General features: G+C 56.6%; 24 protein-coding genes and 5 tRNA genes. 10 read left to right on the forward strand and 19 right to left on the reverse strand.

The genetic code is table 11. The features are described 5' to 3' along the window. Positions 1-7: 7 nt before the first annotated feature. The 18 genes from luxS to mltB all read right to left on the reverse strand — a co-directional run bounded on the left by luxS (position 8) and on the right by mltB (position 13,759). On the reverse strand, positions 8-523 hold the full coding sequence (luxS, locus tag V1587_RS19655) for an S-ribosylhomocysteine lyase (RefSeq protein ID WP_047646219.1): 516 nt from the start codon (positions 521-523) through the stop codon (positions 8-10). A 153-nt stretch (positions 524-676) separates the two neighbouring features. Further along, entirely contained in the window at positions 677-2,221 is a 1,545-nt protein-coding gene (gene gshA, locus V1587_RS19660) for a glutamate--cysteine ligase (RefSeq protein WP_371897965.1), read from the reverse strand. An 83-nt stretch (positions 2,222-2,304) separates the two neighbouring features. Further along, positions 2,305-2,733, reverse strand: a complete 429-nt coding sequence (locus V1587_RS19665) for a YqaA family protein (protein WP_371897964.1) — start codon at positions 2,731-2,733, stop codon at positions 2,305-2,307. Next, positions 2,730-3,296 (reverse strand): fructose-1-phosphate/6-phosphogluconate phosphatase, encoded by a 567-nt coding sequence (yqaB, locus tag V1587_RS19670; protein WP_371897963.1) that lies wholly within the window; start codon positions 3,294-3,296, stop codon positions 2,730-2,732. Before yqaB ends, V1587_RS19665 begins: the two co-directional genes overlap by 4 nt. A 117-nt stretch (positions 3,297-3,413) precedes the next feature. Further along, positions 3,414-3,490: transfer RNA gene (locus V1587_RS19675), tRNA-Arg, on the reverse strand. A 27-nt stretch (positions 3,491-3,517) separates the two neighbouring features. Then, positions 3,518-3,594 (reverse strand) — tRNA-Arg (locus tag V1587_RS19680). Positions 3,595-3,755: 161 nt separating this feature from the next. Next, positions 3,756-3,832, reverse strand: a tRNA-Arg gene (locus tag V1587_RS19685). A gap of 64 nt (positions 3,833-3,896) precedes the next feature. Then, positions 3,897-3,973 (reverse strand) — tRNA-Arg (locus V1587_RS19690). 4 nt (positions 3,974-3,977) lie between these two features. Further along, positions 3,978-4,070, reverse strand: a tRNA-Ser gene (locus V1587_RS19695). A gap of 342 nt (positions 4,071-4,412) precedes the next feature. Then, positions 4,413-4,598: a carbon storage regulator CsrA gene (gene csrA / locus V1587_RS19700; RefSeq protein ID WP_000906486.1), complete on the reverse strand. Its 186-nt coding sequence runs from the start codon at positions 4,596-4,598 to the stop codon at positions 4,413-4,415. Between the two features lie 241 nt (positions 4,599-4,839). Next, a complete protein-coding gene (gene alaS, locus V1587_RS19705; RefSeq protein ID WP_371897962.1) occupies positions 4,840-7,467 on the reverse strand; it encodes an alanine--tRNA ligase in 2,628 nt (875 codons plus the stop codon). A gap of 131 nt (positions 7,468-7,598) precedes the next feature. Next, entirely contained in the window at positions 7,599-8,099 is a 501-nt protein-coding gene (recX, locus tag V1587_RS19710; protein ID WP_371897961.1) for a recombination regulator RecX, read from the reverse strand. Positions 8,100-8,166: 67 nt separating this feature from the next. Continuing rightward, positions 8,167-9,225 carry a recombinase RecA gene (gene recA, locus V1587_RS19715; RefSeq protein ID WP_023308943.1) on the reverse strand — a complete coding sequence of 353 codons (1,059 nt, stop codon included), beginning with the start codon at positions 9,223-9,225 and terminating at the stop codon, positions 8,167-8,169. An 89-nt stretch (positions 9,226-9,314) separates the two neighbouring features. Further along, positions 9,315-9,812, reverse strand: a complete 498-nt coding sequence (gene pncC, locus V1587_RS19720) for a nicotinamide-nucleotide amidase (RefSeq protein WP_023308944.1) — start codon at positions 9,810-9,812, stop codon at positions 9,315-9,317. Positions 9,813-9,941: 129 nt separating this feature from the next. Beyond that, positions 9,942-10,820 carry a metal ABC transporter substrate-binding protein gene (locus V1587_RS19725; RefSeq protein WP_371897960.1) on the reverse strand — a complete coding sequence of 293 codons (879 nt, stop codon included), beginning with the start codon at positions 10,818-10,820 and terminating at the stop codon, positions 9,942-9,944. A 14-nt stretch (positions 10,821-10,834) separates the two neighbouring features. Beyond that, positions 10,835-11,695, reverse strand: coding sequence for a metal ABC transporter permease (locus V1587_RS19730; RefSeq protein WP_371897959.1), 861 nt, complete (start codon positions 11,693-11,695; stop codon positions 10,835-10,837). Next, entirely contained in the window at positions 11,692-12,345 is a 654-nt protein-coding gene (locus V1587_RS19735) for a metal ABC transporter ATP-binding protein (RefSeq protein WP_371897958.1), read from the reverse strand. Before V1587_RS19735 ends, V1587_RS19730 begins: the two co-directional genes overlap by 4 nt. A 313-nt stretch (positions 12,346-12,658) precedes the next feature. Beyond that, positions 12,659-13,759 carry a lytic murein transglycosylase B gene (mltB, locus tag V1587_RS19740; protein ID WP_371897957.1) on the reverse strand — a complete coding sequence of 367 codons (1,101 nt, stop codon included), beginning with the start codon at positions 13,757-13,759 and terminating at the stop codon, positions 12,659-12,661. Between the two features lie 252 nt (positions 13,760-14,011). Between mltB and srlA the strand changes: the two genes are divergently transcribed. The 7 genes from srlA to gutQ all read left to right on the forward strand — a co-directional run bounded on the left by srlA (position 14,012) and on the right by gutQ (position 18,961). Further along, positions 14,012-14,575: a PTS glucitol/sorbitol transporter subunit IIC gene (srlA, locus tag V1587_RS19745; RefSeq protein WP_003862164.1), complete on the forward strand. Its 564-nt coding sequence runs from the start codon at positions 14,012-14,014 to the stop codon at positions 14,573-14,575. Continuing rightward, positions 14,572-15,531 carry a PTS glucitol/sorbitol transporter subunit IIB gene (locus tag V1587_RS19750; protein ID WP_039025237.1) on the forward strand — a complete coding sequence of 320 codons (960 nt, stop codon included), beginning with the start codon at positions 14,572-14,574 and terminating at the stop codon, positions 15,529-15,531. Before srlA ends, V1587_RS19750 begins: the two co-directional genes overlap by 4 nt. Before the next feature lie 12 nt (positions 15,532-15,543). Continuing rightward, positions 15,544-15,906, forward strand: coding sequence for a PTS glucitol/sorbitol transporter subunit IIA (gene srlB / locus V1587_RS19755; RefSeq protein WP_395314462.1), 363 nt, complete (start codon positions 15,544-15,546; stop codon positions 15,904-15,906). Positions 15,907-15,920: 14 nt separating this feature from the next. Next, entirely contained in the window at positions 15,921-16,700 is a 780-nt protein-coding gene (gene srlD / locus V1587_RS19760) for a sorbitol-6-phosphate dehydrogenase (protein ID WP_023294411.1), read from the forward strand. Positions 16,701-16,806: 106 nt separating this feature from the next. Then, positions 16,807-17,166, forward strand: coding sequence for a transcriptional regulator GutM (gene gutM, locus V1587_RS19765; RefSeq protein ID WP_045908515.1), 360 nt, complete (start codon positions 16,807-16,809; stop codon positions 17,164-17,166). Positions 17,167-17,229: 63 nt separating this feature from the next. Beyond that, the gene (locus V1587_RS19770; protein ID WP_371897955.1) at positions 17,230-18,003 is read left to right on the forward strand and encodes a DNA-binding transcriptional repressor; all 774 of its coding nucleotides are present in this window, start codon (positions 17,230-17,232) and stop codon (positions 18,001-18,003) included. Continuing rightward, positions 17,996-18,961: an arabinose-5-phosphate isomerase GutQ gene (gutQ, locus tag V1587_RS19775; protein WP_371897954.1), complete on the forward strand. Its 966-nt coding sequence runs from the start codon at positions 17,996-17,998 to the stop codon at positions 18,959-18,961. Before V1587_RS19770 ends, gutQ begins: the two co-directional genes overlap by 8 nt. Here the strand turns inward: gutQ and norR are convergent. After that, positions 18,958-20,472 carry a nitric oxide reductase transcriptional regulator NorR gene (gene norR / locus V1587_RS19780; RefSeq protein ID WP_371897953.1) on the reverse strand — a complete coding sequence of 505 codons (1,515 nt, stop codon included), beginning with the start codon at positions 20,470-20,472 and terminating at the stop codon, positions 18,958-18,960. The two genes, gutQ and norR, sit on opposite strands and share 4 nt — an antisense overlap. A gap of 188 nt (positions 20,473-20,660) precedes the next feature. On the opposite strand from norR, the gene norV reads away from it, so the two are divergent. The 3 genes from norV to V1587_RS19795 all read left to right on the forward strand — a co-directional run bounded on the left by norV (position 20,661) and on the right by V1587_RS19795 (position 23,675). Next, the gene (norV, locus tag V1587_RS19785) at positions 20,661-22,109 is read left to right on the forward strand and encodes an anaerobic nitric oxide reductase flavorubredoxin (RefSeq protein WP_371897952.1); all 1,449 of its coding nucleotides are present in this window, start codon (positions 20,661-20,663) and stop codon (positions 22,107-22,109) included. Continuing rightward, complete coding sequence (gene norW, locus V1587_RS19790) at positions 22,106-23,239, forward strand: NADH:flavorubredoxin reductase NorW (RefSeq protein ID WP_371897951.1); 1,134 nt, start codon at positions 22,106-22,108, stop codon at positions 23,237-23,239. Before norV ends, norW begins: the two co-directional genes overlap by 4 nt. 277 nt (positions 23,240-23,516) lie before the next feature. Continuing rightward, positions 23,517-23,675 (forward strand): hypothetical protein, encoded by a 159-nt coding sequence (locus V1587_RS19795; protein WP_371897950.1) that lies wholly within the window; start codon positions 23,517-23,519, stop codon positions 23,673-23,675. The last annotated feature ends 130 nt before the right edge of the window (positions 23,676-23,805 follow it).

Genomic DNA, 23,805 nt, shown 5'->3' on the forward strand with positions numbered 1-23,805 from the left:
AGGTGCACTAGATGTGCAGTTCCTGCAGTTTTTCTTTTGGCAGCGCCAGCTCTTCGTTGCTGTTCACGCGAACGTCACGCTCGATGATGTGACGCGCGATTTCCTGCGCTTCTTCCAGAGAGTGCATCTGGTAGGTACCGCACTGGTAAACGTTTAGCTCAGGGATCTGGTTCTGCTCTTTCACCTTCAGCACGTCTTCCATCGCCGCTTTCCACGCATCTGCGACGCGCTTCTCATCAGGCACGCCAATCAGGCTCATGTAGAAACCGGTACGGCAGCCCATCGGAGAGATATCGATGATCTCCACGCCGTTGCCGTTCAGGTGGTCACGCATAAAGCCAGCAAACAGGTGTTCCAGCGTATGAATGCCTTTCTCCGGCATCACTTCTTTGTTTGGCACGCAGAAACGCAGATCGAAGACGGTGATCGTGTCGCCGTGCGGGGTGTGCATGGTCTTCGCCACGCGGACTGCAGGTGCTTCCATACGGGTATGGTCGACAGTAAAGCTATCTAATAACGGCATACGTCACCTCCGATAGTGATTTTTTTTAAAATAAACTGAACTCTTCTACAGAATGCACGTCTGAGTATATGAAAGACGCGCATTTGTTATCATCATCCCTGAATTCAGAGATGTATATTTTGGCCACAGCGATGTGGCCTTTTTCTTTTCTGCTTAAGCCTGTTTCGCCAGAAACGCCTCAAACGACTCGGTATCCGCCGCTTCAACCTCTTTCTGACGCACAACGGACGCATCGCGTTCCGCTACAAAATCCGCTTCGCTCAGCACCTCTAACGGCTCCTGCATCAGCATCTCACGATACTCCGATGAGAGTGAACGCCCCGTGCCGCCAATGCCCTGATCAATCATAGAACGCAGAATGCGTGCTGAGAACGTCAGTTCCGGGTTATCAAAGCACGCCACCAGCTGGTCGCAGATCTGTTGATACGCATCTCCGCCGTCGATGCTGTCCATTGTCCGGGCAACACGCTTCAGATCGCGGAACAGATCTTTGCCGACTTTGGTCAGCGGGAACTGTGCCGTTTCGCAGCCGATACCCAGCGTCAGACCCGGCTTGCGCCCTTCCAGAATCACGCGGTTCCAGTTTGTACGGGTACAGAGCAGTTCGTCTGAACTCATTTCCGGCGCATCCGCCAGCACGCACCAGACCATAAACAGATCCAGGAAGCGAATCTGCTGTTCATCAACGCCAATCGGTGAGAACGGGTTGATATCCAGCGAGCGCACTTCAATGTATTCAATCCCGCCGCGCTGCAGCGCATCCGACGGGGTTTCGCCGCTGCGCGTCACGCGCTTAGGACGAATAGGCGCATACAGCTCGTTTTCAATCTGCAGGACATTGCTGTTGATCTGCAGACGCTTGCCGTCTTTTTCGAGGCCGATTTTCTCGTACTCTTCCGACGGGGTTTTGATCGCCCGCTTCAATCCTGCCACATATTCGTGCAATTCGTTAAACGTAATACCGAGATTGCTTTGCGATTTATTGGTATAGCCGAGATCGCTCAGGCGCAGAGAGGTAGCGTACGGGAGATAGTACATTCCGCAGTCAGTCTTCTCGAACGGCAGCGTCGTCGGTTTTCCCTGCAGGAACGAAGAACAGATCGCCGGGGAGGCACCAAACAGATACGGGATCACCCAGCCGAAACGGTAATAGTTGCGGATCAGACGGAAATAGCCTTCAGAGATCGCGTCTTTATCCGTTTCACCGCATTTCGCTTCCCAGAAAGCCATCGGCAACGAGAAGTTGTAGTGCACGCCAGAGATGGTCTGCATCAACGCGCCGTAGCGGTTTTTCAGCCCCTCACGGTAGAGCGTTTTCAGCCGGCCGATATTTGACGTGCCGTACTGTGCCAGCTCAATCTCCTGGCCCTGCTCGATATAGCACGGCATGCTGAGGGGCCACATGCGCTCGTCGCCCATGTTGCGCGCGGTGTAGCGATGGATATCGCGCATGATCGTCAGCATATGATCAATATCACCCTCTACTGGGGTAATGAACTCCAGCAGCGCTTCAGCGAAATCGGTTGTGATCCATTTATGTGTCAGCGCCGAGCCTAACGCCTTCGGGTGACCCGTCGTCGCTAAACTGCCGTCCGCGTTAACGCGCAGCGTTTCACGCTCAAGACCACGCTGAATACCCTTCAATGCCTGAGGGTGGTTTTCCAGCCAGGCCAGCGCCTGAGATACGTCCGGGATCAAATTGACCTCCCGCCTGTCAAAGTAATGTTACTCAGCATAATTGTAATGGTTGACGATTGAAGGTCGCGTATTCATTCCACCAATTAGTGCCACCACGTCATACCCTGCAGCGTTGCCCATGCCACGAGGACATAACGCAACGCCTTGCCAAGGCACAAAAAAAAGAGCACCGGTCCCCAGGAGATGCGCATCCATCCCGCCAGCAGACACAGTAAATCGCCTATTACAGGCATCCAGCTTAATAACAGCGTGGCAGCGCCATAGCGTTTTAGCCAGCCGACTGCCTTTTCCTGCCAGCGCGATTTTTTACGCAGCGGAAAGAAACGCCCAAGAATAACGTTAGTCAGCCCTCCAAGGCTATTACCCATTGTTGCTATTAATACAAGCAGCCAGGGCTGACTCACGCCGGACAACAGCATCGCCACCAGCACCACTTCCGAATTGCCCGGTAACAGCGTGGCGCTGAGAAAACTGCTGGCGAATAATGAGGCAAGTGACAGCGCGTCACTCACAGTAAGCGCACATCCACCACATCCATTCCGGCATCACGCGCGGCCTGGATGCCGAAATCAGCATCTTCAAATACGACACATTTTGCCGCCGGGACGCCCATTAATTCTGCGCAGAGCAGGAAGGTGTCCGGTGCGGGCTTGTGGTGTTTAACATGATCGGCGGCAACCACGGCAGAGAAATAGTGGCGCAGGCCAAGATGATTGAGTAATGCCTCTGCAATTGCGCTTTCGCTGCCCGTCCCCACCGACATCGGGCGACGCCCGTGCCACTCTTTTACCACATCAATCAGCGGCAAAGGACGTACGGTATCTAAAAGCATGGCTTTTACCGCATCGGTTTTTTCGCGTGCGAGCAGGTGCGGATCGAGATCGGCCTGATTCAGTTCAATCACGGCCTGTGCAATACGCCAGGTTGGGGAGCCGTTGAGCGCGATCATCGCCTGAAGGTCGAAACGCATGCCGTAACGGCCCAGGACGTCGGTCCAGGCTTGACGATGCGTGGGTTCGGTATCCAGAAGGGTACCATCCATATCGAAGATCAAACCGTCATACTGTGCGTACATCGTGCTCTCGCTAACCGATTAACAAAGCATTACTTTATCGTAAATGGTGGTTTTTGTCGCTGACAGAGAGTGTGATTGCTGACGGAACGTCGAAGGAATAAACAAAGAAGGAGAAGATGGTGCATCCGGGAGGATTCGAACCTCCGACCGCTCGGTTCGTAGCCGAGTACTCTATCCAGCTGAGCTACGGATGCATCGGGAAATGCTTTTAGAAACAGTAATGGTGCATCCGGGAGGATTCGAACCTCCGACCGCTCGGTTCGTAGCCGAGTACTCTATCCAGCTGAGCTACGGATGCATCAGGGTACTGCTTTCAGAAATAGTAAATGGTGCATCCGGGAGCATTACTCGGCTGCGCCTCGCCCTTCGGGCCGTTGCTAAAGCAACGTTATCCTCCCTGGTGCTCGCGGCTAATCCGCAGACCTCGAAACAACAGCCTTGCTGTTATCTCGGAGAAGATGGTGCATCCGGGAGGATTCGAACCTCCGACCGCTCGGTTCGTAGCCGAGTACTCTATCCAGCTGAGCTACGGATGCATCGGGATTTACTACTGTACTGCTCGATATTCATATCACTTCTAAAGCAATATGAAGTAATAGATGGTGCATCCGGGAGGATTCGAACCTCCGACCGCTCGGTTCGTAGCCGAGTACTCTATCCAGCTGAGCTACGGATGCAAAATGGCGGTGAGGCGGGGATTCGAACCCCGGATGCAGCTTTTGACCGCATACTCCCTTAGCAGGGGAGCGCCTTCAGCCTCTCGGCCACCTCACCACACAACGCCTCTTTCGAGTGCTTCGAGTTACTCGTTAAGAGCTTCTCGTCGCTGCGTGGCGCATATATTACTTTCTGGGACTTATAAGTCAAACAATTTTCCAAAAGCTTTTATCGTTTGCACAAATCACACGCAATTCGCATGTAAAAGCCGCAAAGAGGGTGTTTTATAAGCGGATTTTGCAGGCATCTTCACAGAAAACCTCTGCAGAAATGGCGGCGTAAGGGCGAGTTTAGGGTAACGAAGTGGTTAAAAAGAGAGCGTTTGAAATTAAACGGTAACGTTGAGCAGGAAAAATGACAGGAGGGTTGCGTCTCGCCCGACAGCGAGACGCGACAATATCAGTAACTGGACTGCTGGGATTTTTCAGCCTGGATACGCTGGTAGATCTCTTCACGGTGGACAGATACTTCTTTAGGAGCGTTAACACCAATACGTACCTGGTTACCCTTTACCCCTAAAACTGTCACGGTGACCTCATCCCCAATCATGAGGGTCTCACCAACTCGACGAGTCAGAATCAGCATTCTTTGCTCCTTGAAAGATTAAAAGAGTCGGGTCTCTTGTATCCCGGCATTATCCATCATATAACGCCAAAAAGTAAGCGATGACAAACACGTAAAGTGTAAGCAGTCACGGCATCACATTCTGTTAAACGTAAGTTTAGCCGATATACACAAACTCAACCTGACTTTATCGTTATCGATAGCACAGTGAACAAGACGCCATAACGTTACCGCTATGGCGTCTGCTTGTGCTTTGTAGTTATTACAGTTTCGCGCTTACCCAGCTTTCAACGCTGGCTAATGCCGCAGGAAGTGCCGCCGCATCCGTACCACCGGCTTGCGCCATGTCCGGACGACCGCCACCCTTGCCGCCCACCTGCTGAGCGACCATACCAATCAGTTCCCCTGCTTTTACGCGGTCGGTCACATCCTTAGAGACGCCCGCAATCAGAGAAACCTTACCTTCTGCCACTGTCGCCAGCACGATAACGGTAGAACCAAGCTGGTTCTTGAGATCGTCGACCATAGTACGCAGCATCTTAGGCTCAACGCCCGCCAGATCGCTGACCAGCAGTTTGACGCCCTTAATGTCTACAGCCTTGCTGGAGAGGTTTGCACTCTCCTGCGCCGCAGCCTGCTCTTTAAGCTGCTGCAGCTCTTTTTCCAGCTGACGCGTGCGATCCAGCGCAACGCGCACTTTCTCGCCCAGGTTCTGGCTATCGCCTTTCAGCAGCTGCGCGATGTCGTGCAGCTGATCGCTCTGCGCATGCAGGCTGGCAATCGCACCTTCACCGGTCACCGCTTCAATACGACGCACGCCTGCCGCCGTACCTGATTCGGAAACAATGCGGAACAGGCCGATATCACCGGTGCGCGAGGCGTGCGTACCGCCGCACAGCTCGGTAGAGAAGTCGCCCATGCTCAGCACGCGAACGCGGTCGTCATATTTCTCGCCAAACAGCGCCATCGCACCTTTCTTCTTCGCGTCCTCGAGATCCATGATATGGGTCTCGATTGGCAGGTTGCGACGGATCTGCGCGTTCACAAGATCTTCCACCGCACGGATTTCAGACGGCTTCATCGCCTCAAAATGCGAGAAGTCGAAGCGCAGCACTTTGTCGTTAACCAGAGAACCTTTCTGTGCAACGTGGGTACCGAGCACGTCGCGTAGGGCTGCGTGCATCAGGTGGGTTGCCGAGTGGTTCAGACGAATGCGCGCGCGGCGAGCTTCATCAACGTTAGCCTGGACGCCCTCGCCCACTTTCAGAGAACCGGAAACCAGTTTGCCCTGGTGACCAATCGCCTGACCGTATTTTTGGGTGTCGGTCACGCTGAAGCTGAAGCCATTGCCCTTCAGTTCGCCTTTATCGCCAACCTGGCCGCCGGATTCGGCGTAGAACGGCGTTTTGTCCAGAATGACAACCGCATCCTGACCCGCGCTGATGCTGTCTACGGCTTTACCGTCAACAAACAGAGCGGTCACTTTGCCGGTCAGTTCCAGCGCTTCATAGCCTTTGAATTCAGACGCGCTATCAACGCGGATCATCGCGTTGTAGTCTGCACCGAAACCGCTGGACTCACGCGCACGACGGCGCTGCTCTTCCATCGCGGCTTCGAAGCCCGCTTCGTCAACTTTGATGTTGCGCTCGCGGCAAACGTCCGCCGTCAGGTCAACCGGGAAGCCGTAGGTGTCGTACAGGCGGAAAGCAGTTTCGCCATCCAGCGTGTCGCCCTTAAGCTTCGCCAGCTCTTCGTCCAGCAGCGCCAGACCGCGCTCCAGCGTACGGGCAAACTGCTCTTCTTCGGTTTTCAGAACCTGCTCTACCTGCGCCTGCTGGCGTTTCAGCTCATCACCGGCAGAACCCATCACGCCAATAAGTGGCCCAACGAGTTTATAGAAGAAGGTGTCCTTCGCGCCCAGCATGTTGCCATGACGGATAGCACGACGAATGATACGACGCAGCACGTAGCCACGGTTTTCATTCGACGGGATAACGCCGTCGGCAATCAGGAACGCACAGGAACGAATGTGGTCCGCGATAACGCGCAGTGATTTGTTGTTCAGATCGGTCGCACCGGTCACTTCGGCAACGGCTTTGATCAGGGTGCTGAACAGGTCAATCTCGTAGTTGGAGTTAACGTGCTGCAGAACCGCAGCAATACGCTCCAGGCCCATACCGGTATCGACGGAAGGCTTCGGCAGCGGCTCCATCGTACCGTCGGCCTGACGGTTGAACTGCATGAAGACGATGTTCCAGATCTCAATGTAGCGATCGCCGTCTTCTTCCGGGCTGCCTGGAGGGCCGCCCCAGATGTGGTCGCCGTGATCGTAGAAGATCTCGGTGCACGGACCGCAAGGACCGGTGTCACCCATCTGCCAGAAGTTGTCAGACGCGTATGGCGCGCCTTTGTTATCGCCGATGCGAATAATACGCTCGCGCGGGATCCCGACTTCTTTTTCCCAGATTTCGTAGGCTTCGTCATCGGTTTCATAGACGGTAACCCACAGACGCTCTTTCGGCAGGTTGAACCAGTTTTCACCGGTCAGCAGTTCCCACGCATATTGAATGGCATCGTGTTTGAAGTAGTCGCCGAAGCTGAAGTTACCCAGCATTTCGAAGAAGGTGTGGTGACGCGCGGTGTAACCGACGTTTTCCAGGTCGTTGTGTTTACCGCCCGCACGCACGCAACGCTGTGAGGTTGTGGCGCGGGAATAATTACGCTTGTCGAGACCAAGGAATACATCCTTGAACTGGTTCATCCCGGCGTTGGTAAACAGCAGAGTCGGATCGTTGTTCGGTACCAGGGAGCTGCTGGCAACAACCTGGTGTCCCTTACTATGGAAAAAATCGAGAAACGCCTGACGGATCTCAGCGGTGCTCTTGCTCATAATTATCCTGAAATCAAGCTAACGAAATGTCGTAGCCAGCCTGTGTCGGTAAACCGTTGGACGGACCAGCTACTGGAAAAAGTGGGAATAAGATAAGTTTTCTTTGGTGGGAAGTAAAATCCCGCATGCGTTCAATCGGCAAAATTACGCCAGATATCCTGAATATCTTCCATCAGGAAGCCGCGGTAGAGCAAAAAGCGCTGGATTTTGACTTTTTCTGAAAATTCACGCGGCAGCGGTTCGCCGTACTTACGAATGGCCTGCTCTTTTGCAAGCTCGCACCAGTCAATGTCGCATTCGCGCATCGCTTTTTCGATGGACTCCCGGGCCACCCCTTTCTGGTTCAGCTCCTGCCGGATGCGCGCGGGCCCATACCCTTTACGGCCGCGGCTGGCGAGAAATCGTGAGGCAAAGCGCTCGTCATCGAGATAACGATGCTCATAGCACCAGGCGATCACGCGGTCATAATCTTCCGCGCTGGCATCAATCTCTTCCGGGCCGTTTTTACTCATCACCGGTGCCGACAGCTTTCGCCGCAGCTCCTGTTCACTGTGGTCACGAACGGCCAGGATGCGCACCGCGCGGTCCAGTAGGCGTGCATACGCGGGTCGACGTGTTGTCGGTTCACTCATAAAAACCTGCTGATTCAGAAATGCAAAAAGGGCCGCATCAGCAGCCCTTCATTTTTAAACGAAAGAATTAAAAGTCTTCGTTAGTTTCTTCAGCATCCGCGGCATCCACCACGAAATCAGGTTTGGAGTCCTGGTTGTTCAGCAGAAGCTCACGCACTTTCTTCTCAATCTCTTTCGCTGCAGCCGGGTTCTCTTTCAGCCAGGAGATCGCGTTCGCTTTACCCTGACCAATCTTGTCACCGTTGTAGCTGTACCAGGCACCCGCTTTTTCAATCAGCTTCTCTTTCACGCCCAGGTCAACCAGCTCGCCGAGGAAGTTGATCCCTTCGCCGTAGAGGATCTGGAACTCAGCCTGTTTAAACGGCGCGGCGATTTTGTTCTTCACAACCTTCACGCGGGTTTCGCTACCGACGACGTTCTCACCCTCTTTCACCGCGCCGATACGGCGGATATCCAGACGGACAGAGGCGTAGAATTTCAGTGCGTTACCACCGGTAGTGGTTTCCGGGTTACCGAACATCACGCCAATTTTCATACGGATCTGGTTGATGAAGATCAGCAGCGTGTTGGACTGCTTCAGGTTACCGGCCAGCTTACGCATCGCCTGGCTCATCATACGCGCCGCGAGGCCCATGTGAGAGTCGCCGATTTCACCTTCGATTTCGGCTTTTGGCGTCAGTGCGGCAACGGAGTCGACCACGATAACGTCAACGGCACCAGAACGCGCCAGCGCGTCACAAATTTCCAGCGCCTGCTCACCGGTGTCCGGCTGGGAACACAGCAGGTTGTCGATATCGACGCCCAGCTTACGGGCGTACACAGGGTCCAGCGCGTGCTCGGCATCGATAAACGCACAGGTTTTACCTTCGCGCTGTGCTGCGGCAATGACCTGCAGCGTCAGGGTGGTTTTACCGGAGGACTCTGGCCCGTAGATCTCTACGATACGGCCCATAGGCAGACCGCCAGCGCCCAGCGCGATATCCAGAGAAAGCGAACCGGTGGAGATGGTTTCCACATCCATGGAACGGTCTTCACCCAGGCGCATGATGGAGCCTTTACCGAATTGCTTTTCGATCTGGCCCAGTGCTGCCGCCAACGCTTTCTGTTTGTTTTCGTCGATAGCCATTATTACTCCTGTCATGCCGGGAGAAGCGACTGTGCTTCACCGTGGATTTCTGTTCTGTTGGTGCAATTATACTGTATGGTCATACAGTATCAAGTGTTTTGTAGAAATTGTTGCCAGAGCGTTTTTAACGCATAAACGGTTGCCTGACGACGCACGCTTTCGCGATCGCCGCTGAAGCACTCCCGGCGGGTGATCCCTTCCCCTTTGGACGTGGCGAACCCAAACCAGACGGTGCCAACAGGCTTCACGTCGCTGCCGCCGTCCGGGCCCGCAATGCCGCTAATGGAAATCGCGTAATCGGCCCGCGCCTCTTTGAGCGCGCCAATCGCCATCTCGATGACCACCGGTTCGCTGACCGCCCCATGCTGTTCCAGCGTGGATTCACGCACGCCAATCATCTGTGCTTTAGCTTCGTTACTGTAGGTCACAAAACCGCGTTCAAACCAGGCGGAACTGCCGGCAATATCGGTAATCGCTTTCGCCACCCAGCCGCCGGTACAGGATTCCGCAGTGGTGATTGTCGCGCCACGCTGCTTCAGCGCAAGGCCAACGATCTCGCTAAGCTGCATCAATTCATGGTCAGTCATTCTCGCTCCAGGCATCAGAAAAACGTGCTGCACAAGATAGCACTTTCTCGTCAGATGTGGGGATGCACTTCAGGTTTTACGAGGGGGCTTCAGAAAAAAGCCGGTACGGACGCACCGGCGATGGAAAGGTTATTTCATGCTGTCAGCGAGAGTGTTCACATTGTGGCGAAACGCCTTAACGTAGGTGTCTGCCACCCCGCCTTTTGCCGACAGCGCTTCGGGGTAAAGCTCGCCCCCCGGCTGTGCGCCCGTCGCCGACGCAATCTGTTTAACCAGACGCGGATCGAGCTGATTTTCCATAAACCAGGTTTTCACGCCGCCGGCTTTGATCTGATTGATAATTTCAGCGACCTGCGCCGCGCTGGCCTCGCTCTCAGACGACAGCCCCTGCGGCGCCATAAACGTCACGCCGTAGGCGCGGCTGAAATAGCCGAACGCGTCATGGCTGGTCAGCACTTTACGCTTCGCCGACGGGATCTGGCTAAAGCGCGTTTTGGCCCAGTTATCCAGCTGGCTAAGCTGTGCGATATACGTTTTGCCAGAGGCTTCCAGCGCGGCTTTGTCATCCTGATCGGCTTTCACCAGCCCGTTCAGAATATTTTGTGCATACAGCGCCCCGTTCGCCGCGCTGTTCCACGCGTGCGGATCGGTCACGGTCTTTCCATCTTCCTCAAGCGTGTGGGTTTTCACCCCGGTTGAGGCGACGACCAGTTGCCCTTTGAACCCGGAGGCCTTCACCAGCCGATCGAGCCAGCCCTCCAGCCCCAGACCGTTCACCACCACCACATCGGCCTTGCTCAGCGCCGCGCTGTCTTTCGGCGACGGTTCGAAGGTATGCGGATCGCCGTCCGGCCCCACCAGCGTCGTCACCTTCACATGGTCACCGCCCACCTCCTGGGTGATATCCCCCAGTATCGAAAAGCTGGTAACCACATTCAGCGTTTTCGCCATCACGCCGTGCGACATCATTCCCAGCGCGAGCGCCACTACTAATCCTGTACGTTTCATCGTTTCCCCTTGCGTTAAAAATACGCCCGCAGACTGCCAGCGAGCCTGCTTCGCGTACCAAATAAAATGGAAATAAAGAACAGCGCGCTGGCGGTGAGCACGATGGATGGCCCGGCGGGAAGACTCATCGCCCAGGAGAGGCTCAGCCCCAGCCATGCGCAGAAAATACCGCTGATGCCCGCCATCAGCAGTAACGCCGGTAGCGTGCGCACCCAGCAGCGGGCCGCCACGGCCGGAAGCATCATCAGCCCGACGGCCATCAGCGTGCCGAGCACCTGAAAACCGGCCACCAGGTTAAGCACCAGCAGCGCCAGAAAAAGTCCGTGCAGCAGGCCAGGCAGCCAGCGGGCGTTCACCTGTAGCCAGGCGGTATCAAACGCTTCGGTAACCAGCCCACGATAGAACAGCGCCAGCACGATAAGGGTGAACATGCACACGCCCGTGACAAACAGCGCGGCGTCGTTGTCCACGGCGAGGATGGAGCCAAACAGCAGATGCAGCAGATCGACATTCGACCCACGAAGCGACACCAGCGTGACCCCCAGCGCCAGCGAGCCAAGATAAAACCCGGCAAAGCTGGCATCTTCCTTAAGCGGCGTGCGTCGACTGACCAGACCGGCCAGCAGCGCCACGGTAATGCCCGCGATAAAACCGCCAATGCTCATCGCCAGCAGCGACATGCCGCTGAGCAAGTATCCCGCGGCGACGCCCGGTAAAATGGCGTGAGAAAGGGCATCGCCCATCAGGCTCATCCGGCGCAGCTGAAGAAACACGCCGAGCGCGGTGGTGCTGACCGAGAGCGCCAGGCAAACCACCAGCGCGCGCCGCATAAAGCCGTATTCAATAAACGGCTGAAAAAAGAGATGCCAGATCATGCCACTCTCACCCGCTCGGTTTTCCACAGGGGAACGTCAGCATCCAGCCGTAACGTCTGCGGGAAATGGCGCGACACGCGCTCGCTGTCGTGCAGTACCGCGAGCAGCGTTTGCCCCTGCATATACATCTCCAGCATCACATCCATCAGCACGTTACAGGTGGCTTCATCGACCCCGGTAAAGGGCTCATCCAGCATCACCAGCGGCGCCTGCTGCACCAGGACGCGGGCAAACAGCATGCGCTGAAACTGACCGCCGGAGAGTTCATCGATAGTGGATAACGCCATGGACTCAAGCCCAACGCGCTCAAGCGCGCTGGCAATGCGCAGCCGCGTTTCGCGGCGAAATCCGGAAAAAAGCGAAATGCCCGGCCAGCAGCCCATGCTTACCACGTCCCGTACGGTTAACGGAAACTGCGCCTCCAGCGCGTGGCGCTGTGCCAGCCAGCCGATTACCGGACGCTTACCCTGCCAGCGGAAGCCGCCGCTGACGGGCGGGATAAACCCGGCGAGCGTTTTCAGTAAGGTGGATTTCCCGCAGCCGTTAGCGCCGACAATCGCGGTCATACTTCCGCGCTCAATCGTGCCCGAGAGAGGCCGCGTAACGGGCTGGCGTTCATAACCCGCGACCAGTTCATTCATCACAATCATGGCAACGCCACCGCCCAGCGCACGGCCAGCCCGAGAAAGACAATAAGCACCAGCGCCAGCAAAAGCCGAACCGGAGCAGACAGAGAAAAAAGGGAGGTTGACATTTCGACACCAATTTAAATGTTATAACATAACAATAATAAAAGGTGGTTAAGATGTAAATGACAGGTTTGAAAAGGGAGTGTGGCGAAATGTTTCTGCAAAACTTCCCTCTCCCGTGGGAGAGGGTCAGGGTGAGGGCATCAGGCCGCACCCTGCGCGCAGCCATGCCGGGTGGCGGCGTTGCCTTACCCGGCCTACCCGTCGGAGCGGCTTACTGACTAAACGGTGACGCCGCTGGCACGCGGGCCTGCGATACCGCCAGCCCCAGCTGCCATACGGCCATCGCATAGTGGGTGCTGTGGTTATAGCGGGTAATGGTGTAGAAGTTCGGCATGCCGTACCAGTACTGATAACCGGTTCCCACATCCAGACGCAGCAGACTCACCTGCTCGACATTGCCCAGCGGCTGGGTTGGCGTTAAGCCTGCCGCCGTCAGCTGTGCAACGCTGTATTTGGTTTTAAAGCCGTTTTCCAGACCAAACGCCTCGCCGTTCGCCTGCACCGCCACCTGGCCGCCCGGCACCCAGCCGTGCGCTTTGAAGTAGTTCGCCACGCTACCGATGGCATCCACCGGATCCCACAGGTTGATATGACCATCTCCGTTAAAGTCGACGGCATACTGTTTGTAGGACGACGGCATAAACTGGCCGTAGCCCATCGCGCCGGCAAACGACCCTTTCAGATCGAGCGGATCGTCCTGCTCGTTGCGCGCCATCAGCAGGAAGGTTTCCAGCTCGGAAGAGAAATATTCCGCCCGGCGCGGATAGTTAAAGGAGAGCGTCGCCAGCGCGTCAAGGATGCGGGTTTTGCCCATCACGCGGCCCCAGCGGGTTTCCACGCCGATAATCCCGACGATGATTTCCGGCGGTACGCCGTACACCTGCCACGCGCGATTGAGCGCATCTTCATACTGATTCCAGAACGCCACGCCGTTTTGCACGTTGTCCGGGGTAATGAACTGTTTGCGATAGCGCAGCCACGCTCCGTTTGGCCCGCTCGGCACCTGGGCCGTCGGCGCCTGTCTGTCCATCAGGCGCAGCACGTAGTCCAGACGCTTGGCCTGAGACAAAATTTCGTGCAGCTGCTGTCTGTCAAAGCCGTGTTTGCTCACCATTTTATCGATGAACTGCTCGGCCGCCGGGTTATTCGCGAAGTCGCCGCCCATCTGCATCATATTGTGCTGCGGCTCCAGCAGGAATCCTCCGGAAGGCGCGCCCGCCGTTTGCTGAACGGCTTCGGTCTTAGGTTTACTACTACAGGCAGACAGCAGAATAAGCGCAGGCAACAGCGCTGCATAACGACGCTTGAACATGAGACATCCATTTAACGGGTTCGATAAGAACCCAGTATGGTAAAGCATCCACAACACCTCAAGGAAGCGGTACGCACCTCCCCTACGCAAATCCGCGCTTTTTTCCACCGAAAATCCTTGCCTTCATCAATAAACTTTCAAAATAATCCATTTTTCTTTCATTGTGAGATCTAACTAACACTTTAAAACCTTTCAAAGTGATTATTATTAGCCCAGCCAGACAAAAACAAAAAAGCCTCACAGGAGAGAAGAATGATAGAAACCATCACCCACGGCGCCGAGTGGTTCATCGGGCTGTTTCAGAAAGGCGGAGAAGTGTTCACCGGCATGGTGACCGGGATCCTGCCCCTGCTGATCAGCCTTCTGGTGATCATGAACGCGCTGATTAACTTTATCGGCCAGCAGCGCATTGAACGCTTCGCCCAGCGCTGTGCCGGGAATCCGCTGTCCCGCTACCTAATACTGCCCTTTATCGGCACCTTCGTGTTCTGCAACCCGATGACCTTAAGCCTCGGCCGCTTTATGCCTGAGAAGTACAAGCCGAGCTATTACGCCGCCGCCTCCTACAGCTGCCATTCGATGAACGGCCTGTTCCCGCACATCAACCCCGGCGAGCTGTTCGTTTATCTCGGGATCGCCAGCGGCCTTACCACGCTTGGCCTGCCGCTCGGCCCGCTGGCGGTGAGCTACCTGCTGGTCGGCCTGGTCACCAACTTCTTCCGTGGCTGGGTGACCGACCTCACCACCGCTATTTTCGAGAAAAAAATGGGCATCCAGCTTGAACAGAAGGTCCATCTTTCAGGAGCCACAGCATGAACCGGATCCGCATTGAGAAAGGCACGGGCGGCTGGGGCGGCCCGCTGGAGTTCGACGCCACAGAAGGCAAAAAGATTGTTTACATCACCGCGGGTACCCGCCCGGCGATCGTCGACAGGCTGCGCGAGCTGACGGGCTGGGAAGCGGTCGACGGCTTCAAAGAAGGGGAACCGCCGGAGGCGGAAATCGGCGTGGCGGTGATCGACTGCGGCGGCACGCTGCGCTGCGGTATCTATCCGAAGCGCCGTATTCCGACGGTAAATATTCACTCCACCGGGAAATCCGGCCCGCTGGCGCAGTACATCCTTGAAGACATTTATGTCTCGGGCGTCAAGGAAGACAACATCACCCTGGTGAAGGGGACGTCTGCACCGCAAAAAGCGGCTCCGCGCGAGTACGACACCAGCAAGAAAATTACCGAGCAGAGCGATGGCCTGCTGGCGAAAGTCGGGATGGGGATGGGGTCCGCCGTGGCAGTGCTGTTCCAGTCCGGGCGCGACACCATCGACACGGTGCTGAAGACCATTCTGCCGTTTATGGCGTTCGTCTCTGCGCTGATCGGCATCATCATGGCCTCCGGCCTGGGCGACTGGATTGCCCATGGCCTCGCCCCGCTAGCCAGCCACCCGCTTGGGCTGGTGACGCTGGCGCTGATCTGCTCCTTCCCGCTGCTGTCGCCGTTCCTCGGCCCGGGCGCGGTGATTGCTCAGGTCATCGGCGTGCTGATTGGCGTGCAGATTGGTCTGGGGAACATTCCCCCGCACCTCGCCCTGCCCGCCCTGTTTGCCATTAACGCCCAGGCTGCGTGCGACTTTATCCCCGTGGGGCTGTCGCTGGCGGAAGCGCGCCAGGACACCGTGCGCGTGGGCGTGCCGTCCGTGCTGGTCAGCCGCTTCCTGACGGGCGCGCCGACGGTGTTGATTGCCTGGTTTGTCTCCGGCTTTATTTATCAATAAGAGGTTCCTGCCATGACCGTGATTTACCAGACCACCATTACCCGCATCGGCCAGAGCGCGGCGGATGCGCTGAGCGATCGGATGCTGATCACCTTTCGCGAAGGTGCCCCTGCGGATATCGAAGAGTTTTGCTTTATCCACTGCCACGGCGAGCTGAACGGTGAGCTGAAGGCCGGGAGCCAGCTGGAGCTGGGCGAGGCGCGCTATGCCATCACCGCCGTTGGCGACGTCGCTGAACAAAACCTGCGCGAGCTGGGCCACATCACCCTGCGTTTCGACGGCCAGCCGCAGGCGGAGTATCCCGGTACGGTTCACGTTGAGGGTCCGGTTCCGCAGGCTGTCACCCCAGGCTGCACGTTAAAATTTGTTGCGTAATTAAGGAGAAACACATGAGTCAGGTTGCCGTTGTCATTGGTGGAGGACAAACCTTAGGCGAGTTCCTCTGCCGTGGGCTTGCCGCAGAGGGTTACCGCGTGGCGGTAGTGGACATTCAGAGCGAAAAAGCCGCCCGAGTGGCGGACACCATCAACACCGAGTTTGGCGAAGGAATGGCGTACGGGTTTGGCGCCGACGCCACCAGCGAGCAGAGCGTGATGGCGCTGGCCCGCGGCGTGGACGAGATTTTTGGCCGTACCGACCTGCTGGTCTACAGCGCGGGGATTGCGAAAGCGGCCTTTATCAGCGATTTCGAGCTGGGGGATTTTGACCGTTCGCTGCAGGTCAATCTGGTGGGCTATTTCCTCTGCGCCCGCGAGTTTTCCCGCCTGATGATCCGCGACGGCATTCAGGGGCGCATCATTCAGATCAACTCTAAATCGGGGAAAGTGGGCAGCAAGCATAACTCCGGCTACAGCGCGGCGAAGTTTGGCGGCGTGGGGCTGACGCAGTCTCTGGCGCTGGATCTGGCCGAATACGGCATTACCGTTCACTCGCTGATGCTGGGCAACCTGCTTAAATCGCCGATGTTCCAGTCCCTGCTGCCGCAGTACGCCACCAAGCTCGGCATTAAGGCGGAAGAAGTGGAGCAGTACTACATCGATAAAGTGCCGCTCAAGCGCGGGTGCGATTACCAGGACGTGCTGAACATGCTGCTGTTTTACGCCAGCCCGAAAGCCTCGTACTGCACCGGGCAGTCGATCAACGTCACCGGTGGGCAGGTGATGTTCTGATCGAGCGGTATTGCCCGGTGGCGCTACCGCTTACCGGGCCTACAAAAACCTTCAAACCGTAGGCCGGGTAAGGCGCAGCCGCCACCCGGCAATTAAAGGAGTCGATATGGTCACCGCACTCATCACCGTCGCCGCCCTCGCCTGGCTCTGCCAGATGGCGTTCGGCGGCTGGCAAATCCACCAGTTTAACCGCGCGTTTGATGCCCTGTGCCAGAAAGGCCGCGTGGGCGTCGGACGTTCCGGCGGACGCTTTAAACCACGCGTCGTCGTGGCTATTGCGCTGGATGAAAACAATAACGTCTGCGATTCCCTCATCATGCGCGGCATGACCGTCTTTGCCCGTCCGGTGAAAATCCAGGCAATCAACGGCATTTCGCTGCAGGAATTACAGCCTGATGTGATCTTTCCCCATGATCCACTCTGTCAGAATGCACTATCATTAGCGCTTAATCTGAAACATGGATAATTTCGTTTTGAAAGATATAGACTTGCGAAATTATCATTTCGCAACCTAAGGAACGAAGCGCCTATGAAACCTCGTCAGCGGCAGGCGGCCATTCTCGAGCATCTGCAAAAGCAGGGAAAATGCTCTGTAGAGGATCTGGCCCACTACTTTGACACCACCGGCACGACGATACGCAAGGACCTCGTATTGCTCGAAAACTCTGGTGCCGTCATTCGAACCTACGGCGGCGTGGTGCTGAATAAAGACGAAGCCGACCCGCCTATCGACCATAAAACGCTGATCAATACCCACCAGAAGGCGATGATTGCCGAAGCCGCCGTGAAATTTATCCACGATGGCGACTCCATCATTCTGGATGCCGGCAGTACCGTCCTGCAGATGATCCCGCTGCTCAGCCGCTTTAACAACATCACGGTGATGACCAACAGCCTGCACATCGTCAACGCCCTGTCGGAGAACGACTGCGAGCAGACCATCCTGATGCCCGGCGGCACCTTCCGCAAAAAATCGGCGTCGTTTCACGGACAGCTGGCGGAGAACGCCTTCGACCACTTCAGCTTTGATAAACTGTTTATGGGCACCGACGGCATCGACCTGAACGCGGGCGTCACGACCTTCAACGAGGTATTCAGCGTCAGTAAAGCCATGTGCAACGCCGCGCGGGAAGTGATTTTGATGGCAGACTCGTCGAAGTTTGGCCGCAAAAGCCCCAACATTGTCTGTAGCCTGGAAAGCGTTGATAAGCTGATTACCGACGCGGGTATCGATCCGGCGTTCAGGAAAGCGCTGGAAGAGAAAGGCATCGACGTGATTGTAACCGGAGAGAGAGATGAGTGATTTTCTGTTAGAAACGGGCCGCCAGACGCTGATGCTGGAGCTGCAGGAGGCCAGCCGCCTGCCGGAACGTCTGGGCGAGGATTTTGTCCGCGCCGCCAACACCATTATCCACTGCGAAGGCAAAGTGATCGTGGCGGGCATCGGTAAATCCGGCCACATCGGCAAAAAGATTGCCGCAACGCTGGCCAGCACCGGCACCCCGGCGTTCTTCGTGCATCCTGCAGAAGCGCTGCACGGCGATCTGGGGATGATTGAGAGCCGCGACGTAATGCTGTTTATCTCCTACTCCGGTTCGGCCAAAGAGCTGGACCTGATTATTCCGCGCCTGCAGGAAAAATCGGTCGCCCTGCTGGCGATGACCGGGAAATCCCGCTCGCCGCTGGCGCTGGCCGCCAAAGCGACGCTGGATATTTCCGTTGAGCGAGAAGCCTGTCCGATGCACCTCGCCCCGACCTCCAGCACCGTCAATACCCTGATGATGGGCGACGCGCTGGCGATGGCGGTGATGCAGGCGCGCGGGTTTAACGAAGAAGATTTCGCCCGCTCGCATCCGGCGGGGGCGCTCGGCGCACGCCTGCTCAACAAGGTTCACCACCTGATGCGCACTGACGATGCGATTCCGCAGGTCAAACTCGATACCAGCGTCATGGACGCGATGCTGGAGCTCAGCCGCACCGGTCTGGGGCTGGTGGCGGTGTGCGATGACGACGGGTACGTCAAAGGCGTGTTCACCGACGGCGACCTGCGACGCTGGCTGGTGGGCGGCGGCAAGCTGGACACAAACGTATCGGACGCTATGACCCAGGGCGGGCTGACGCTGAACGCCGAGAGCCGCGCCATTGAAGCCAAAGAGGTGCTGATGAAGCGCAAAATCACCGCCGCACCGGTGGTTGATGACGCCGGCAGGCTGTGCGGCGCCATCAACCTGCAGGATTTTTATCAGGCCGGGATTATCTAACCCTTCAGCCCGAGACGCTTCGCCAGCCGGTGCAGGTTGGCGACGTCCATCTCCAGCGCCCGGGCGCACGCCGCCCAGCTGCGGTTATTCTGCTCCAGCGCGCGGGTAATCATCTGACGCTGAAACGCCTCCGTGGCGCTACGCAGATTTTCATTCGCTATCTCTGGTACAGCCTGGGCGATAGCCGGTACGGTTTCATCCTGGAGCGCAAAATGACGCGCGTGGAGCACCACTTCTTCTCCCGAACGCGTCGCCCGCGCCACTACCACAGCGCGGTGAATCGCATGCTCCAGCTCACGGACGTTGCCCGGCCATCCGTAGCGCAACAGATGCGCCCTCGCCCCCGGGCTTAACACTACGCGGGAAAGCCCCATTTTGAGCCGGCACTGTTCGCAGAAATAGCCCGCCAGCAGCACCACGTCGTCCCCGCGCTCGCGCAGCGGCGGCACGGTAAGCGGGAACACGCTCAGGCGGTGGAACAGGTCGGCGCGGAACTGCCCGGCCAGCACCGCCTCACGCAGGTCGCGGTTGGTCGCCGCCAGCACGCGCACATCCACTCTTAAGCTGCGGTCATCCCCCACGCGCTGGATATCGCCGTACTGCAATACGCGCAGAAGTTTGGCCTGTAGCGACAGGGAGAGCTCGCCTATTTCATCCAGAAACAGCGTGCCGTTATCGGCCATTTCGAACTTGCCGCTGCGGTTGCTGATGGCGCCGGTAAACGCCCCTTTGACGTGACCAAACAGCTCGCTTTCCGCCACGCTTTCCGGTAGTGCGGCGCAGTTGAGGTACACCAGCGGATTGACCGCACGCGGCGAAGCTTCGTGAATGGACTTCGCCACCAGCTCCTTGCCGGTGCCGGTCTCCCCGAAGATCAGCACGTTCAAATCGGACGCGGCGACGATCTCAATCTCTTTTTTGAGCTGCGCCATGCCCGGCGAGAGGCCAATCATCTCCGTGTGCGTGACCTGCTCAAACGCCGCCGGGCTGCCGGGAAGAATGTTCTGGCTCTCCAGCTGTTCAATCAGGAGGGCATTGTTCAGCGCCCCGGCAGCCAGGGCGGCAATGAGGCGCAGCTCTTCATCGCTGAAAGTATCGAACTGGTCCGGCGACATGCCGTCGAGGGTTAACGCGCCAATCAGGTTCTGCCCGGCAAACAGCGGCAGTCCGATGCAGGCGTGCACCTTCAGGCTTTCCTGTCCGGGAATAAGCCCGTCGTACGGATCGGGCAGATCGCTGTCCGCCGGGAAGCGCACCACGTCACCCGCGCGGGCAATAGTTTCCAGACGCGGATGGCCTTCAAGGGTAAAGCGCCGCCCGAGCACGTCCTTCGCCAGGCCGTCGATCGCCAGGGGAATAAACTGCCTCCCTTCGTAGCGCAGCAGCGCCGAGGCGTCGCACGCCAGCACGTGGCGCAGCGTGGAGATCAGCCGCTGAAAGCGGTCCTGATGGCCGATACCGGTCTGCAGTTCAATGGCGATCTTCGCCAGCACGTCTACGGAAAAGCTCATCTTGACCTCGCTGTCATTTTGACAATCCATCTTGTCATATTGACACTGTTTTTGATAGTCATAATGACTACCCATTACGGATCATAAAAATATTAATCAAATAAAATCAACAAATTAAAAGTTGGCACGCGGCTTGATATAAGCAAACCATCTTATTTGAAAAACGCGATATTACGCTGAGGTTTGCTATGTCTATTCTGGTTAAAAATAACATTCATTGGGTGGGGCAACGTGACTGGGAAGTGCGCGATTTCCACGGGACGGAATATAAAACGCTGCGCGGCAGCAGCTACAACAGCTATCTCATCCGCGAAGGAAAAAACGTGCTGATCGATACCGTCGATCACAAATTTAGCCGCGAGTTCGTGCAGAACCTGCGCGGTGAAATCGATCTGAACGCCATCGACTACATCATCATCAACCACGCGGAAGAGGATCACGCCGGGGCGCTGACCGAGCTGATGTCCCACATTCCGGATACCCCTATCTACTGCACCACTAACGCCATTGACTCCATCAACGGCCACCACCACCATCCGGAGTGGAACTTCCACACCGTGAAAACCGGCGACGCGCTGGATATCGGTAACGGCAAACAGCTGATCTTCGTGGAAACCCCAATGCTGCACTGGCCGGACAGCATGATGACCTACATGACCGGCGACGCGGTGCTGTTCAGCAACGACGCCTTCGGCCAGCACTACTGCGACGAACGCCTGTTTAATGACGAAGTGGATCAGACCGAACTGTTCGAACAGTGCCAGCGGTACTACGCCAACATCCTGACTCCGTTCAGCCGCCTGGTGACGCCCAAAATTACCGAAATCCTCGGCTTCAATCTGCCGGTGGATATGATTGCCACCTCTCACGGCGTGGTGTGGCGTGAAAATCCTACCCAGATCGTCGAGCTGTATCTGAAGTGGGCGGCGGATTATCAGGAAGACCGCATCACGATCTTCTACGACACCATGTCCAACAATACCCGCATGATGGCGGACGCCATTGCCCAGGGCATCAACGAAGTGGATCCCAACGTGGCGGTGAAAATCTTCAACGTGGCGCGTAGCGATAAGAACGAGGTATTGACCAACGTGTTCCGCTCTAAGGGCGTGCTGGTGGGCACCTCCACCATGAATAACGTGATGATGCCGAAAATTGCCGGTCTGGTCGAAGAGATGACCGGCCTGCGTTTCCGCAACAAGCGCGCCAGCGCCTTTGGCTCCCACGGCTGGAGCGGCGGCGCGGTCGACCGCCTTTCCACCCGTTTACAGGATGCCGGTTTTGAAATGTCCCTGAGCCTGAAGGCGAAATGGCGGCCGGATATCGACGCCCTGGAGATCTGCCGCCAGCACGGTCGCGACATCGCCCGTCAGTGGGCGCTCGCACCTTTGCCGGAAGTGGCGGCAAAACCAACCGAAGAGCAGGAAACATGCGCCTGTGCAGCCGCGGTAGCCGCCAATCCCGGACCGCGCATGCAGTGCAGCGTATGTCAGTGGATTTATGACCCTGAACTGGGCGAGCCGCTGCAGGATATTGCCCCGGGCACGCCGTGGCGCGACGTACCGGATAACTTCCTCTGCCCGGAATGCTCCCTCGGAAAAGACGTTTTTGACGAACTGGGTACGGAGGCAAAATGAGCAACGGTATCGTCATCATCGGATCGGGCTTCGCCGCCCGCCAGCTGGTGAAAAACATCCGCAAGCAGGATGCCAGCGTACCGCTGACGGTGATTGCCGCCGACAGCATGGATGAGTACAACAAGCCTGATTTAAGCCACGTCATTAGCCAGAATCAGCGCGCCGAAGACCTCACCCGCCAGACGGCGGGGGAGTTCGCAGAACAATTTAACCTGCGTCTGTTTCCGTACACCTGGGTCACCGATATCGACGCCAGCGCCCACGTGGTGATAGCGAAAGATAAAACCTGGCAGTACGACAGGCTGGTGCTGGCGACGGGAGCCTCTGCGTTTGTGCCGCCGGTTGAGGGTCGCGAGCTGATGATCACCCTCAACAGCCAGCAGGAGTATCAGGCCAGCGAAACGGCGCTTTGCGACGCGCAACGGGTAATGATTGTCGGCGGCGGGCTGATAGGTACCGAGCTGGCGATGGATTTCTGCCGGGCGGGTAAATCCGTGACACTGGTCGACCATGCGGCGAGCATCCTGTCGTCGCTGATGCCCGCAGAAGTAAGCAGTCGCTTACAGCATCGTTTGACCGACATGGGGGTGCATCTGCTGCTCAAATCGCAGCTACTGAGTCTGAGCAAAACCGAAGGCGGCATTCGTGCCACGCTCGACCGCAGCCGCAGCGTTGAGGTGGATGCGGTTATCGCGGCAACGGGCCTGCGCCCGGAAACCGCGCTGGCGCATCGCGCAGGCGCCGAAACAGGACGTGGCGTGAAGGTTAATAGCTTTCTACAAACCACCCAGCCCGATATATACGCGTTAGGTGACTGCGCTGAAATTAACGGTCAGGTGCTGCCCTTTTTACAGCCAATTCAATTAAGTGCGATGTATCTGGCGAAAAACCTGCTCGGCGACAGCGCGCCGATAAAATTACCCGCCATGCTGATTAAAGTCAAAACGCCGGAATTACCGCTGCATCTTGCCGGTGAAATGCAGCGTCATGATTTGAACTGGCAAATTACCCTCGAACCGCAGGGAATGGTCGCGCGCGGCGCAGATAACGAGGGTCAGATTCGCGCTTTTGTTGTTAGTGAAGACCGGATGAAGGAGGCTTTCGCTCTGCTGAAACTGTTGCCTGCTTAACCCTCGTTTTGCCGGGTGACGCTTCGTTTACCCGGCCAACAACAAATCTGCGCTGACTTAACCTTTGGATTTTATTATTCACCGCCCCAATATTCCGGCGCTTTTTTTTACGCATTCTATTCATCAAAAAAATGCAAAGAAGATATATCATCGCCATTAATTCCTTATTTATTATTTCCATTAATACTTAAATGCGGAACAGCTTAAAAACATCACCCTGTTTTATTATTTGCATCCGGCTTAGTCTGAAAAGGTATTAATCAGCCGGAGACAAATCATGACGACTTTTCATAAAGAACTCAATTATCTTTCTCGCTATTTTAAAAAAGCAAAGCATGCTGAACATATATTATTTCGCTGGCTTTATTTGAGCCCTGAGGCGCGCATTGAGCGTCTGCGTGAGCTGATGATGCCGTTCAGTGAACATGAGCGGTAATTGCCAGGTGGCGCTACGCTTCCCCAGCCAACAAAGCCCGCAGGCCCGCGTAGCGCCGCCGGGCAAAAAAACCGGAACACTTTATCCATCCCGGCCTTATTTATTCCGCAAAAAGCCCTACACTCTCAGC

This window comes from Enterobacter sp. ECC-249 (assembly GCF_043965265.1).
Classification (GTDB): Bacteria; Pseudomonadota; Gammaproteobacteria; order Enterobacterales; family Enterobacteriaceae; genus Enterobacter; species Enterobacter quasiroggenkampii.